Annotated in this window: 13 protein-coding genes and 1 pseudogene; 12 read left to right on the top strand and 2 right to left on the bottom strand. The window is 73.0% G+C overall.

Translation table 11 applies throughout. The features are described 5' to 3' along the window. Positions 1-113: 113 nt before the first annotated feature. The 10 genes and pseudogenes from G9H71_RS14815 to G9H71_RS14860 form a co-directional block, all read left to right on the top strand. A pseudogene (locus tag G9H71_RS14815) lies at positions 114-2,624 on the top strand (DEAD/DEAH box helicase); the annotation flags it as partial. Positions 2,625-2,734: 110 nt separating this feature from the next. Continuing rightward, the gene (locus G9H71_RS14820) at positions 2,735-3,019 is read left to right on the top strand and encodes a hypothetical protein (protein WP_166283179.1); all 285 of its coding nucleotides are present in this window, start codon (positions 2,735-2,737) and stop codon (positions 3,017-3,019) included. A gap of 68 nt (positions 3,020-3,087) precedes the next feature. Next, positions 3,088-3,789 (top strand): DUF4230 domain-containing protein, encoded by a 702-nt coding sequence (locus G9H71_RS14825; RefSeq protein WP_166283181.1) that lies wholly within the window; start codon positions 3,088-3,090, stop codon positions 3,787-3,789. Positions 3,790-3,933: 144 nt separating this feature from the next. Then, positions 3,934-4,875: an ABC transporter ATP-binding protein gene (locus G9H71_RS14830; protein ID WP_166283183.1), complete on the top strand. Its 942-nt coding sequence runs from the start codon at positions 3,934-3,936 to the stop codon at positions 4,873-4,875. Next, a complete protein-coding gene (locus G9H71_RS14835; protein WP_166283185.1) occupies positions 4,872-5,696 on the top strand; it encodes an ABC transporter permease subunit in 825 nt (274 codons plus the stop codon). The genes G9H71_RS14830 and G9H71_RS14835 overlap by 4 nt, the downstream gene beginning before the upstream one ends. 108 nt (positions 5,697-5,804) lie before the next feature. After that, positions 5,805-6,494, top strand: a complete 690-nt coding sequence (locus G9H71_RS14840) for a sensor domain-containing protein (RefSeq protein ID WP_166283187.1) — start codon at positions 5,805-5,807, stop codon at positions 6,492-6,494. 106 nt (positions 6,495-6,600) lie between these two features. Then, on the top strand, positions 6,601-7,884 hold the full coding sequence (locus G9H71_RS14845; protein WP_331273016.1) for an MFS transporter: 1,284 nt from the start codon (positions 6,601-6,603) through the stop codon (positions 7,882-7,884). After that, a complete protein-coding gene (locus G9H71_RS14850; RefSeq protein ID WP_166283189.1) occupies positions 7,881-8,060 on the top strand; it encodes a hypothetical protein in 180 nt (59 codons plus the stop codon). The genes G9H71_RS14845 and G9H71_RS14850 overlap by 4 nt, the downstream gene beginning before the upstream one ends. Before the next feature lie 66 nt (positions 8,061-8,126). Further along, positions 8,127-9,305, top strand: coding sequence for a sensor histidine kinase (locus G9H71_RS23855; protein ID WP_166283191.1), 1,179 nt, complete (start codon positions 8,127-8,129; stop codon positions 9,303-9,305). 50 nt (positions 9,306-9,355) lie between these two features. Continuing rightward, positions 9,356-9,958: a response regulator gene (locus G9H71_RS14860; protein ID WP_196792131.1), complete on the top strand. Its 603-nt coding sequence runs from the start codon at positions 9,356-9,358 to the stop codon at positions 9,956-9,958. An 8-nt stretch (positions 9,959-9,966) separates the two neighbouring features. Here the strand turns inward: G9H71_RS14860 and G9H71_RS14865 are convergent, their stop codons facing one another. Continuing rightward, positions 9,967-10,569 (bottom strand): TetR/AcrR family transcriptional regulator, encoded by a 603-nt coding sequence (locus tag G9H71_RS14865; protein WP_166283195.1) that lies wholly within the window; start codon positions 10,567-10,569, stop codon positions 9,967-9,969. A gap of 68 nt (positions 10,570-10,637) precedes the next feature. On the opposite strand from G9H71_RS14865, the gene G9H71_RS14870 reads away from it, so the two are divergent. Beyond that, a complete protein-coding gene (locus tag G9H71_RS14870) occupies positions 10,638-11,192 on the top strand; it encodes a hypothetical protein (RefSeq protein ID WP_166283197.1) in 555 nt (184 codons plus the stop codon). Between the two features lie 90 nt (positions 11,193-11,282). Here G9H71_RS14870 and G9H71_RS14875 read toward each other — a convergent pair whose 3' ends face one another. Further along, on the bottom strand, positions 11,283-11,846 hold the full coding sequence (locus tag G9H71_RS14875; RefSeq protein ID WP_166283199.1) for a hemerythrin domain-containing protein: 564 nt from the start codon (positions 11,844-11,846) through the stop codon (positions 11,283-11,285). A gap of 84 nt (positions 11,847-11,930) precedes the next feature. Between G9H71_RS14875 and G9H71_RS14880 the strand changes: the two genes are divergently transcribed. Beyond that, complete coding sequence (locus G9H71_RS14880; protein ID WP_166283201.1) at positions 11,931-14,063, top strand: MMPL family transporter; 2,133 nt, start codon at positions 11,931-11,933, stop codon at positions 14,061-14,063. Positions 14,064-14,101 lie beyond the last annotated feature (38 nt).

Genomic DNA, 14,101 nt, shown 5'->3' on the forward strand with positions numbered 1-14,101 from the left:
CGGCCCCGCTGCCCCCGGTCCGAGGTGGGGCCGCGGGCCGAAGTCGACGGGCGACCCGCTCGGTCCGGGCCGTGCCCGCGTGGCGGAGCGCCGCGTACGCGAGGATGGGGAGGGTGAGCCTCACCGACCGCATCCCGCCCGCGCCCGACCCGGACGTCCTGTTCGAGACGTTCGAGGCGTGGGCCGCCGACGCGGGGCTCGCGCTCTACCCCGCGCAGGAGGAGGCGCTCCTCGAGGTCGTGACGGGCGCGAACGTCATCCTGGCCACGCCCACCGGGTCGGGCAAGAGCCTCGTGGCGACGGGCGCGCACTTCGCCGCGATGGCCGAAGGACGACGCACGTTCTACACAGCGCCCATCAAGGCGCTGGTGTCGGAGAAGTTCTTCGCCCTCTGCTCGACGTTCGGCGCCTCGAACGTCGGCATGATGACCGGCGACGCAAGCGTGAACCCGGGTGCGCCCATCATCTGCGCGACGGCGGAGATCCTGGCCAACATCGCGCTGCGCGAAGGTGCCACGGCCGACGTGGGCCAGGTCGTGATGGACGAATTCCACTTCTACTCCGACCCGGACCGAGGCTGGGCCTGGCAGGTGCCTCTCATCGAGCTGCCGCAGGCCCAGTTCCTGCTCATGTCCGCGACCCTCGGCGACGTGACGCGGTTCGAGGAGGACCTGACCCGGCGTACGGGCCGGCCGACCGCCGTCGTCAGCTCGGTCGAGCGCCCCGTCCCGCTGCACCACTACTACGTGACGAAGCCGTTGCACGAGACGATCGAGGAGCTGCTCAGCACCAAGCAGGCTCCCGTCTACGTCGTGCACTTCACGCAGGCGAGCGCGATCGAGCGGGCGCAGTCGCTGATGAGCGTCAACATGTGCACCAAGCAGGAGAAGGAGGAGATCGCCGCGCTCATCGGCGGCTTCCGCTTCACCACGGGCTTCGGCCGCACCCTCTCGCGGCTGGTCCGGCACGGCGTCGGCGTGCACCACGCCGGGATGCTGCCGAAGTACCGCCGGCTGGTCGAGCTGCTCGCCCAGGCCGGCCTGCTCAAGGTCATCTGCGGCACCGACACCCTCGGCGTCGGCATCAACGTCCCGATCCGCACGGTCCTGCTCACCGCGCTGGCGAAGTACGACGGCACCCGCATGCGCCACCTGAAGGCGCGCGAGTTCCACCAGATCGCGGGCCGCGCCGGGCGGGCGGGCTACGACACCGCCGGCACCGTCATCGTCGAGGCGCCCGACCACGACATCGAGAACGCGCGCCTGCTCGCGCGCGCCGGCGACGACGAGAAGAAGAAGAAGCGCATCGTGCGCAAGAAGCCGCCGGAGGGCTTCGTCTCCTGGAGCGACCGCACCTTCGAGAAGCTCGTCGCGGCGGACCCGGAGCCGCTGACGTCGAGCTTCAAGGTCACCCACTCCATGCTGCTCAACGTCATCGCCCGGCCCGGCGACCCGTACGAAGCCATGCGCCACCTGCTCACCGACAACCACGAGACGCCGGCCAAGCAGCGCGAGCACATCCGGCGGGCGATCTCGATCTACCGTGAGCTGCTGGCGGCGGGCGTCGTCGAGCGCTTGCCGGAGCCGCTGCCCGACGGGCGCACCGTCCGGCTCACCGTCGAGCTGCAGGCCAACTTCGCGCTCAACCAGCCGCTGTCGCCCTTCGCCCTCGCCTCGCTGGAGCTGCTGGACCGCGAGTCGCCGACGTACCCGCTGGACGTGCTCTCGATCGTCGAGAGCGTGCTGGACGACCCACGGCAGGTGCTGGCGGCCCAGCTGTCCAAAGCCAAGGGCGAGGCCGTCGCGCAGATGAAGGCCGACGGCATCGAGTACGACCAGCGCATGGAGCTGCTCGAGGACGTGACCTATCCGAAGCCGCTGGAGGAGCTGCTCGGCGCCGCGTTCGACATCTACCGGCGCGGCCACCCCTGGGTCGCCGACTACGAGCTCTCGCCGAAGTCGGTCGTCCGCGACCTCTACGAGCGGGCCATGACGTTCACCGAGTACGTCAACCTCTACAGCCTCGCCCGCTCCGAGGGGCTGGTGCTGCGCTACCTCGCCGACGCGTACAAGACGCTGGCGCAGACCGTCCCGGACGAGGCGAAGACCGAGCAGCTCGAGGACCTCATCGTCTGGCTCGGCGAGCTGGTCCGGCAGGTCGACTCCAGCCTGCTCGACGAGTGGGAGGAGCTGACCAACCCCACGGAGGTGGAGGCCGCCGCGGCGGCCTCCTTCCGCGACCGCGTCACGGGGGTGACCGCGAACGTCCGGGCCTTCCGCGTCATGGTCCGCAACGAGCTCTTCCGCCGGGTCGAGCTCGCCGCCCTGCGCCGCTACGACCTGCTCGGCGAGCTCGACGGCGCGGCGGGGTGGGGGTTCGAGCGCTGGCGCGACGCGGTCGAGGCCTACTTCGCCGAGTACCCCTCGCTCGGCACCGGGCCGGACGCCCGCGGACCGGCGCTGCTGCACGTCGCCGAGCGCCCCGGCACCTGGTCCGTCCGGCAGGTCTTCGACGACCCGGAGGGCGACCGCGACTGGGGCATCCGGGCCGAGGTCGACCTCGCCGCCTCCGACGAGGAGGGCACGGCGGTCGTCCGCGTCCTCGACGTCGGGCCGCTGAGCGCCGCGGGCGCGGGCAGCGACCTGGAGGACCGCGACGACCGGGACGACGCCGACGATCTCGACGACGCCGGCTGACGCGGTAGACCCGGCGCGGTTCGGGGAACGACCCGGACGTGTCGAGACTCGACGAGCGCATGACGACCCCGGTGTCCATCGACGACGACGGGCGGGGGCGGGTGAAGGTCGCCTCGGACGTCGCGCTGGAGGCGTACGCCCAGGCGATGCAGAGGTACGCCTCGAGCTACCTGGCCTTCCGGGTCGGGGAGCTCGAGGCGCAGCCGGACCCGGCCTCCGTCGGCTGCGACACGGCGGCGGCGGCGGTGGTCCGCAGCATCGTGGAGCAGGAGCTGCACGCCGAGGTGGCCGGGCAGCCCACCGCGGCCGCGGCGGTGGAATAGCCACCGAGCGTCCCGGGCTGTAGAGAGGGAATCGCGACCGCCCCTTCCCGCTCTGACAGGGAGCCGCATTGGCCGCCGTTGTGTTCTCCTCCTCCGCCCGTCGCGCCCGCAGCGGCTTCCGCCTCGGGGCCTTCGCCGTGCTCGCGCTCGTCGTCGCCGCCGTGCTGCTGGCCGCCCTGCGTGGCATCGGGCTCTGGGGCGGGCTGAGCAACCCGTTCGCCTCCACGACCGTGGACCGGAGCGGGCCGGCGATCGTGAAGGCGCTGGAGGACCTGAACCAGTACACCGGCGCGCGCGCGAACTACGAGCAGATCGTCGAGATCGAGAAGGACTACAAGTACGTCCCGTCCTTCGTCGCCGGGCAGCGGACCCTCTTCACCGCCGCCGGCAGCGTCGACGGCATCGTCGACTTCGACAAGATCGGCGGCGATGCGGTCTCGGTGTCCGAGGACGGCAAGTCCGTGACCGTGACCCTGCCCCACGCCCACCGGGGCGAGGCGCGCCTCGACGCCGAGCGCAGCCACGTCGTCTCCCGCGAGCGCGGCGTCGTCGACCGGTCGCTGAGCGCCCTGAGTGACGGCGGCAACGACAGCGAGTTCTACAGCCTGGGCCAGCAGAAGCTCGCGGCCGCGGCCGCCGCCGACCAGGACCTGCTGCCGCGCACGGAGGAGAACACCCGGCAGATGCTGACCCAGCTCATCAAGGCGCTGGGCTACGAGCAGGTCACGGTCAACTTCACCGACAGCGCGTCGCCCGCGCCCTCGCTCTGACGCCGCGGCTCCGACCCGCGAGTCCCCAGCAGGACCGGACTAGCCGCCGGGGCCGTACGCGCCCGGCGGCTGAACCCGTTTGGGCTCCCGGCCGTCCACTCCCTAGGGTGGATCAGCGGCGGACGGTGACGAGGGGAGTCCCGCATGATCGAGGCCCGTGGCCTCACGAAGGTCTACGGCTCGAAGAAGGCCGTCGACGACCTGTCCTTCACGGTCTCACCGGGGATCGTCACCGGCTTCCTCGGCCCGAACGGCGCCGGCAAGTCGACGACGATGCGCATGATCCTGGGGCTGGACCGGCCGACGTCCGGTCAGGCGCTCGTGAACGGGCAGCCCTACACGGCGGCCAAGGTGCCATTGCGGGAGGTCGGCGCGCTGCTGGACGCCAAGGACGTCCACGGCGGCCGCACCGCGCGCGCACACCTGACCGTGCTGGCGCTCTCGAACGGGCTGCCCAAGCGCCGCGTCGACGAGGTGCTGGAGCTGACCGGCCTGACGGGCGTGGCCAAGAAGCGGATCCGCGGCTTCAGCCTCGGCATGTCCCAGCGGCTCGGCATCGCCGCCGCCATGCTCGGCGACCCGGATGTCCTCATGTTCGACGAGCCGGTCAACGGCCTCGACCCCGAGGGCATCCTCTGGATCCGCAACTTCATGCGGTCCCTCGCGGCCGGTGGCCGGACCGTCTTCGTCTCGAGCCACCTCATGAGCGAGATGGCGCTCACGGCCGACCATCTGATCGTGATCGGCCGCGGCAAGCTCCTCGCCGACATGGGCACCAAGGACTTCATCGCGCAGAACTCCGCGACGACCGTGCGCGTGCGGTCCCCGCAGGCCGATCAGCTCGCCCGGGCGCTGGCCGAGCGTGGCACGCAGACGCGGCAGGTCGACGGCTACCTCGAGCTGTCCGGGGTGGCCACCGACCAGGTCGGCGACCTGGCCGCGAGCCGCGGCATCACCATCCACGAGCTGTTCCAGCAACGCTCGTCCCTTGAGGAGGCGTTCATGGAGCTCACCCGAGACAGCGTCGAGTACCACGCCGAGGTGCCGACGGCGGCCTCCGGCTCCGTCCCCGGCGGTGCCGCGTGAGCGCCCCGGTGGCCCAGCGCCCCCAGCAGCAGCAGGCCGGCGGCGTGACCTTCGTCAACGTCCTGCGCGCTGAGTGGGTGAAGTTCTGGTCCGTGCGCTCGACGGCCTGGGCGGTCCTCGCCCTCGTGGTCGTGACGATCGGCATCACGACGCTGTTCTCGTGGGGGATCTCCGAGAGCTACGACCAGCTCGACGCGTCCGAGCGGTCCGACCTCGACCCGGCCAACGCGTCCTTGTCGGGCCTGTTCTTCGGCCAGCTCGTCATCGCCGTCCTCGGCGCGCTCGTCGTCACGGCGGAGTACTCCACCCGCGGGGTGCGCTCCACGTTCACGGCGGTCCCGCGCCGCCTCAACGTGCTGGCGGCCAAGGCGCTCGTCCTGGCCGTGGTCGCCTTCGTCGTCGGCCTCGTGACCTGCTTCGTCGCGTTCTTCATCGGCCAGCTCTTCTTCGCCTCGGTCGACATCGACGTCTCCCTCGGCGATCCCGGGGTCCCGCGCGTGATCATCGGCGGCGCGCTCTATGTCGTCGGCTGCGGGATGTTCGGCTTTGCCCTCGGGACCCTGCTCCGGCACAGCGCGGGCGCGATCACCACGGCCGTGGCGCTGCTGCTCGTCGTGCCGCCGCTGATCGGCCTCATCCCCGACGCCCTGGGTGGCGAGCAGATCAGCAAGTGGTTCACGTCCAACGCGGGGACCCACATCATGGAGACGGTCTCCTCCACCGAGGGCATCGGGCCGTGGAGCGGCTACGCCGCCTTCACCCTCCAGTGGCTGGTCCTGCTCGTGATCGGCGCTTGGCTGGTCAAGCGCCGCGACGCCTGACGGGTGGGCCGCCGCCCGTCGCTTGGGCGGGCGGCGCCCCGACCGCGTACGCTCCTGCGCCGGTGCGCCCGGGCAACGGGCGCGTCTCATCACGACGGGGGAGCCTCGATGACGTACGCCCTGCCGCGCCCGGCGCGCGCGCTCGCCGCCACCGCGGTGCTGGTGTCGGCGGCCACGGTGGCCGCGGCCACGCCGGCGCAGGCCGCGCAGCTCAAGCCCGCTCAGCTCGAGACCGTGCTGTTGACGGCCAAGGAGCTGCCGAAGGGCTTCTCGAAGGCGTCCGGGGCGGTCAGTGGCGGTGGGACGGGTGGCGTCGCCGACGGGCTGCGCCCCGTCGACGACTGCTCCAAGCAGTGGCTCGACGCCGAGACCGGGGCCACGCACGTGACCGGCAACGCGCTCGCGACGTTCGTGCGCGGCGGTGGTGCTGCCACGATCGTGAACGGCGCCACCCAGTTCGCGTCGCCTGCGGGGGCCAAGGCCTTCCTCGCCGTCGAGCGGGCGCTCGCGAAGAAGTGCACCACCGTGAGCTACGAGGTCGGCGACGGCGTCACGATGACCGTGCGCTACAAGCCGCTGTCGATGCCGCGCCAGGGTGAGGAGTCCCTGGCGCTGACGACGTCCACCGTCGTGGACGACAACGGCGAGAAGGTGCCCGCCAGAGGCGCCACCGTGCTGATCCGGCGGGGGCCCGTCGTGACCTCGATCAACACCACGGTCTTCGCCGGACCGGTGCCGTCGGCCCAGGCCCTTGCGGTCAAGGCGGCGGCGCGGCTGCAGAAGGCGCTCAAGCGCTGAGCCGGTGCGCGGGCGGAATTGCCGCCGCCCGCGCATCGTTGCCCGACAACAGCACGTCACACCGCGGTGGCGTAGTACGCACGCCATCGACGCGAAGGACCCGACTGTGCAGGACCTCGACCATTCCTCGCGGGCACCGGCACAGCGGCGGCCCCGCCTCGCGCTCAGCCTGCTCGCGCTCGCGCTCGGTGGCTTCGGCATCGGCACGACCGAGTTCGTGACGATGGGCCTGCTGCCCGACATCGCCCGCGGCGTCGACGCCTCGATCCCGAGCGGCGGCCACCTCGTTTCGGGCTACGCCCTCGGTGTGGTGGTCGGCGCCCCGCTGCTCGCGGTGCTCGGCGCCAAGCTGCCACGCAAGACGATGCTGCTCGCGCTGATGGCGGCGTTCACGGTCGGCAACCTGGCGTCCGCCCTCGCTCCGACGTTCGACACGCTGCTGGCGGCGCGCTTCCTCAGCGGCCTGCCGCACGGCGCGTTCTTCGGCATCGGCTCCGTCGTCGCGGCGTCGCTCGTCGCGCCGGAGCGCCGCGGCTGGGCCGTGTCGATGATGATGCTCGGCCTGACGGTCGCGAACGTCGTCGGCGTGCCGGTCTCCACGGCGGTCGGCCAGACGATGGGCTGGCGCAGCACCTTCCTGGTCGTGACGGCGATCGGCGTGGCAACCCTGTTCGCGATCACGCGCTGGGTGCCGGACGTGCCGGTGCTCGCCGGCGCGAGCGCGCGCCAGGAGCTGGGGGCGCTCAAGCGGCTGCAGGTCTGGCTGGCGCTGCTGACGGGAGCCGTCGGCTTCGGTGGCTTCTTCGCGGTCTACAGCTACATCACGCCCACGATGACGGAGCTGTCCGGCATCGCCGAGAGCTCGATGCCCATCGTGCTCGCACTGTTCGGCATCGGCATGACCCTCGGCAACCTGCTCGGCGGCCGGCTCGCCGACTGGTCCGTCATGCGCACCGTCTACCTCGGGCTCACGTCGGTCGTGCTCACGCTCGTGCTGTTCACCTGGACGGTGCACCACCCCGTTCCCGCCGCGCTCACCGTGCTGCTGCTCGGCGGCACGGGATCGGCCATGATCCCGGCGCTGCAGACGCGGCTCATGGACGTCGCCGACGACGCGCAGTCACTCGCGGCGGCGCTCAACCACTCGGCCCTCAACGTGGCGAATGCCCTCGGCGCTTGGCTCGGCGGCCTCGTGATCGCTGCGGGCTACGGCTACACCGCGCCCGCATGGGTGGGCGCCGGGCTCGCGGTCGCGGGCCTCGTCGTGCTGACCGTCTCCGCCCTCGTCGGCCGCGGAACGCGGGGCGCACGCGTGACCGAGCCACTGACCGGGCAGGTGCACGGCGAAGAGCACGGTTTGCGCGTAGCCACCGGAGGTGGGCCTGCATGACCAGCAGCAGCGAAGAGCCCCAGCAGTTCGTCGACGGGGACCTCGAGGCGGGCGCCGACCCGCAGCCGGAGGCCCCGCTCGGGGACTCCGGGATCGCCCTCGGGCTCGACCCGTCGAACGCGTCGAGCTTCGAGCCGGAGGAGGATGCTGCGGCCGCCGAGACGCCCGCCGACTGACGCGTACGCCCGGGCCTCCCTCGCGAGGGGGAGGCACCGGCGCGCGGAAGCTGCCACGATCACGGCGTGAACCGCCAGGCCCTCCGACGTGACCGGCTCGTCGACGTGGGCATCGCCGTCGTCGCCCTCGTCCTGCTGCTCCAGCCGGCCCTGCGCAACCCCGACTGCGACTGCCGCTCCTACCCCTGGTGGGGCTACCTGCTGGCCGTCGGCAGCGCGCTGCCGCTCGTGTGGCGCCGCCGCCTCCCGTTCCTCACGTCCGGCGTCACCGGCGCCTTCTCCGTCGCCACCGGCCTCTCCACGCTGCCCGACCCGCCGGTGCAGGCGGCGGGCCTCGTCGGGCTCTACACCGCCGCCGCGTACGCCGCCCGGCCGTTGGCGCTCGCGGCCGCGGGCATCGCAACGGCCGCGCTGGCCGTCGCGCTCGCGGTCGACGCCCGGGCCGACGCCCAGGACGTCGTCGTCAACGTCCTGCTCTTCGCCAGCGCCTGGCTGCTCGGCGACAGCACCCGCGGTCGCCGGGAGCGCGCCGCCCGGCTCGAGGAGCGCGCCGCGCAGCTGGAGCGCACGCGGGCGGCCGAGGCCGCGGCGGCCGTCGTCGCCGAGCGCAACCGCATCGCCCGTGAGCTGCACGACGTCGTGGCCCATCACGTCTCGCTCATGGTGGTGCAGGCCGAGGCAGGCCCCGTGGTCGTCGAGCGCGACCCGGCCCGGGCCGTCGCCGCCTTCGACTCCATCAGCGCGACGGGGAAGGCGGCGCTCGTCGAGATGCGCCGTCTGCTCGGCGTGCTGCGCAGCGACGTCGGCCCGGACGCGCCCGCCGCCCCGCTGGCGCCGCAGCCGGGGGCCGACCGCATCGACGAGCTCGTCGCCGGTGCGCGCGCCGCGGGGTTGGACGCCCGGCTCGAGGTTGCGGGGGACGTACGACCGCTGCCGCCCGCGGTGGACGTGTCGGCGTACCGGCTGGTGCAGGAGTCGCTGACGAACGCCGTCCGGCACGCCGGGCCGGCGCGCGCGGTGGTCCGGCTCGCGTACGAGCCGGAGTGCCTTGCGGTCGAGATCCTCGACGACGGCCCTGGCGCGGACTCGCCGACGCCGGGCAGCGGCCTCGGGCTGGTGGCGATGCGCGAGCGGGTGGCCGTCGTCGGCGGGTCGCTCCACGCCGGCCCGCGAGACGGTGACGGGTGGGCCGTGCGCGCCAGGCTGCCCCTGCAGCCGGCCGGGCTCGCCGAGGCGTACTCGTGACCCGGGTGCTGCTCGCCGACGACCAGGGCCTGGTGCGGGCCGGGTTCCGCATGATCCTGGAGGCTCAGGACGACCTCGAGGTCGTGGGCGAGGCCGGCGACGGCGCCGTGGCCGTGGCGCTCGCGCGCGAGACGGCGCCCGACGTCGTGCTCATGGACATCCGGATGCCGCGCATGGACGGGATCGCCGCGACGCGCGAGCTGGCGTCGGTGCTGCCCGCGACGAAGGTCCTGGTGCTGACGACGTTCGACCTCGACGAGTACGTCTACGACGCGCTCGCGGCGGGGGCGAGCGGGTTCCTGCTCAAGGACGTCGGCCGGGACGACCTCGTGGCAGCCGTGCGCGTCGTCGCCGCCGGTGAGGCGCTGCTCGCCCCGACCGTGACGCGCCGGCTGCTGGCCGACTTCGTGCGCAGCCGGCCCGTGCCGCGCACGACAGCGCCCGGAGTCGACGTGCTGACCGGCCGGGAGCGGGACACGCTCGAGCTGCTGGCGCGCGGGCTGTCCAACGCCGAGGCCGCCCGCGAGCTGTACGTCACCGAGCACACGGTGAAGACCCACGTGAGCAACGTGTTCCTCAAGCTCGGGCTGCGCGACCGGGTGCACGCGGTGATCTACGCCTACGAACACGGAATCGTGAAACCGAGTACGTGATCGGACCTTCAGCTGCTGAGCGCCGTTGACAGCTCGTCGAGGTGGTGCTCGAGCACCCGGCGCAAGTGGGCCGGGGGATAGCGCTCCGGCCACAGCGTGCCGTGCACGGCGAGGCCGTCCACGAGCGGGTACGTCCGGTCCGCCTCCGCCGCTGCGCTGCGGCCCGCGCCGAGCTCGCCGGCCCGTTCGAGCAGCTGCAGGGCGTACGCCACCGCTGCGCGCGTCGCCTCGTCCACGTCGTCGCGCACGGCGCGCAGGGCGGGGTCCGTGGTGGACCGGGCGACGAAGGCGAGGTAGACCTCGACCTCGGCGCGCCGCTCCTCGTCCATCGGGAGGACCTCGCCGAGGATGCGCAGGGCGCCGTCGCGGCCTTCGAGGCCGGGCAGCTCGGGGGCGAGGCGGGACGCGACCCGCTCGATGAGCGTCCGGAGGGCGAAGCCGAGCAGCTCGTCCTGGGTGGTGAAGTAGTGGCGCAGCGCGCTCGGCGACGTCCCGGCCTCCGCCGCCACGCCGCGCACCGACGTCGCGGTGATGCCGTCGCGGCGCACGACCCGCCACAGGGCTTCGGCGATCTCGGCCCGGCGGCGCGCGTGATCGACGACCCGGGGCACTCGCTTGTTGTAGCACAGCTGTGCGGCTAAGCTCTTTTTCGCACAGTCGTACTACCAAAGGGGGCGCCGTGCTCGTGGCCGCGATCGTCGCGTGCGAGGTCGGGTTCTGGGTCGTGCTCGCCGCCGGCCTGCTGCTGCGCTACGCCCTGCGGCTGCGGACCGCCGGCGCAGCCGTGCTCGCCGCGGTCCCGCTGGTCGACCTGGCCCTGCTCGCCTTCACCGTCGCGGACCTGCGCCGCGGGGCGGAGCCCGAGGAGGCCCACGGGCTGGCCGCCGTCTATCTCGGGGTGTCCGTCGCCTTCGGCCACGCGATGGTCCGCTGGGCGGACGTGCGGGTCGCGCACCGATTCGCCGGTGGGCCGGCTCCGGTGCCGCGGCCGGCGAGCGGGACGCCGGAGCGGGTGCGCAAGGAGTGGCGCGACTTCGGCCTCGCCTGCGTCGCCGCGGGGGTCAGCGCCGTCCTGCTCCTCGGTGCCGCCGCTCTCGCCGAGAGTGGTGGCGGGTCGTTGCTGGAGTGGCTGCCGCGGCTCGGCCTCGTGCTCACCGTGTGGCTGGTCGGCTGGCCCGTGTGGGAGACGCTGAAGCTGGTGACGACGGACGAGGCCCGCGCCGCGCGCCGGTGAGCGGCGCGGCGCGATGCCTTCCCTGGGCCTCAGGGCCCCGCACCGAGCGACGCCTGAGGCCGCTCGAGCTCCGGACCGGGCGGACCGGCGTCAGACGTTGCGGCCGCTCAGCTTGTCCCGCAGCCGGTCCACGAGCCCCACGCCGGGGCCCACGAGCTTGTGGAAGAGCTCGGCGTTCGGCGCGGCCGGGTGCGGGCGCGTCGGGGCGAGCTTCTTCGCCGTCTCCACCTTGCCGCCGAGCTCGACCAGCTGGTCCGGCGGGATGTGCGCGCGCAGCTGCGGGAACTGGTCGGCCTCCTCGTCCTCGACGTGGTCGCGCAGCGTCGTCTCGAGCTCGGTGAGCAGCTCGAGGAAGCGCGCGTCGGCCGCGTCGGCCGCCTCCATCGCCTTCATCGTCACCTCGAGCTCCTTGTGCTCCCGGGTGTCGTGCTCGACCTTCTCCGCGCCGTCGGGGAGGTGGTCCCGCATGGCCGGGTAGACGTACATCTCCTCGGCCACGGCGTGCCGGACCAGCTCGGCGATCAGGGTGTCGGCCAGGTCGCGCCGCTCGGCGGGCTCGGCGCTCGCGCGGATGGTGGTGATCAAGGCGAGGAACTCGGTGTGGTCGCTGCTGAGGATGTCGACGACGTCGCGTCGCGTGCCGGTGTCGGTCATGGTCGCCGGGTACCCCGCCAACCCGGGTCCAACCGGGTCACTACGGTCGTGCGCGACAAGCCGCGGACCAGGTCGGAGTGCTGCATGGAGTCGTTCGTCAGGGTGCTGCTCCGGCACCGGCGCTGGGTGGCGCTCGGCTGGCTGCTGGTGTTCCTCGCCGGGGCGCTCACGGCGGCCCGGCTGACCGACCGCCTCTCCTACGACTTCTCGCTGCCGGGGCAGCCGGGCTACGAGACCGAGCAGGCCCTGATCGCGGCGTACGGCACGGCGGCGCCCGCGGCGTTCGTGCCCGTCGTGACCGTGCCCGAGGGGACCACGGTCGAGGAGCAGCTGGGCCTGGTCTCCTCGATCTTCGAGAACGTGCGGCAGACGGTGCCCGGCGTCCGCGTCGTCGACTTCGCCAGCACCGGCGACCGCGGGTTCCTCACCGAGGACGGTCGGTCGACGTTCGGGCTGGTCTACGCCCCGCCGCCGCAAGGGCTCGACAGCCCGCTGCAGGGCGCGGTCGAGGAGGCGGTCGTGGACCGCGCGGCCAGCACCGGCTTCCAGGGCTACGTCACGGGATACGAGCAGCTCTCCTCGGGCAGCGAGTCGGCCGGGCCGAGCGTGCTCGTGGAGACCCTGCTCGGCGGCCTCGGTGCGCTCGCCGTGCTCGCGTTCGTGTTCGCCTCGTTCCTCGCCGTCGTGCCGCTGCTCGTCGCGGCGGTCGCGATCCTGACGACCTTCCTGGCCGTGCTCGGCCTGACCGTCGTCGCCGACGTCAGCTTCGTCGTGCAGTACCTCATCGCCCTCGTCGGCCTCGGCGTCGCGATCGACTACTCGCTCCTGGTCGTGTCCCGCTGGCGGGAGGAACGGGCGCGCGGCGCCGCCAACGACGACGCGGTCGTGACCGCGGTGCGCACGGCCGGGGCCGCGGTCCTCGCCAGCGGCGTCACCGTCGCGGTCAGCCTGCTGGCGCTCGTCGTCTTCCCCGTGCCGTTGCTGCGCAGCATGGGCTACGGCGGCATGCTGATCCCGCTGGTGAGCGTCGCGGTGGTGCTGACGCTCCTGCCGGTGCTGCTCTCGGCAGTGGGCCCGCGGGTCGACGTGCCGCGCATCCGCAAGGAGAGCAGCGCCTCGCGCGGGTGGACCGCCTGGGCCCGGGGGGTCGTACGCCTGCGCTGGGCCGCCGCGATCGGGGCCCTCGCCTTCCTGGCCGTGCTCATCCTGCCCGTGGGCGGCCTGCAGTTCGGCCAGGCCCGGTCGGCCTCGCTCGCGCAGAACGGGCCGGCGTACGACGCGGTCGAGGTCCTGCGCGACGGCGGCGTCGGCACCGGCGTCCTCACCCCGATGAGCGTGCTGTTCCGGCCGGAGGCGGGCGCGTCCGACACGCTGGCGGGGGTGATCGCGGGGGTGCCGGGCGTACGCGTCGCCGTGGCCGCGCCGCCCGCCGCGGACGGCTCCTTCGCCGTCGACGTCGTGCCGGAGGAGGAGACGGTCGACAACGCGAGCACCGGGATCGTCGACGACGTCAGGCGAAGTGTGAAGGACGTAGCAGGCTTCGTCGGTGTTGCGGGGTCGGGCGCGCAGGTCGAGGACTACGGCACCGCGGTCTACGACAACTTCCCCTATGTGCTGGCGGCCATCTCGGTCATCACGTTCCTCCTGCTCGTACGCACCTTCCGGTCGGTGCTGCTCCCGCTCAAAGCCGTGCTGCTGAACCTGGTGTCCGTGGCGGCGGTGTTCGGCCTGGCCACGTGGTTCTGGCAGGAGGGGCACGGCTCGGACGCGTTGTTCGGGGTGAGCGGGACGGGCGCGATGACGTTCTGGCTGCCCGTGCTGATCTTCGCCTTCCTCTTCGGCCTGTCGATGGACTACGAGGTGTTCATCCTGGCGAGGATGCGCGAGGAGTACGACGCCACCGGCTCGACGGACGGCGCGATCGTCGCGGGCCTCGGCCGCACCGGCCGGCTGGTCACGTCGGCGGCGCTGATCCTGTTCTTCTCGTTCGCGGCGCTCGCGTCGGCGCCCATGACCGACATCAAGGTCTTCGCCACCGCGCTCGGCGTGGGGATCCTGCTCGACGCCACGGTCGTCCGTGCCCTGCTGGTGCCGGCCCTGGTGTCGCTGTTCGGCACGTGGAACTGGTGGCTGCCGGCCTGGCTCGCGCGCGTGCTGCGCGTGCCGCCGGCCCCGGCCGCTCCCGCCCCTGCGCGAGCACCCGTCCGGAGTCGCTGACCGGGTGCCGCTGCGGGCGCCTCCGACAGCTATCGGGG

The sequence above is a fragment of the Motilibacter deserti genome, assembly GCF_011250635.1.
Lineage (GTDB): Bacteria > Actinomycetota > Actinomycetes > Motilibacterales > Motilibacteraceae > Motilibacter_A > Motilibacter_A deserti.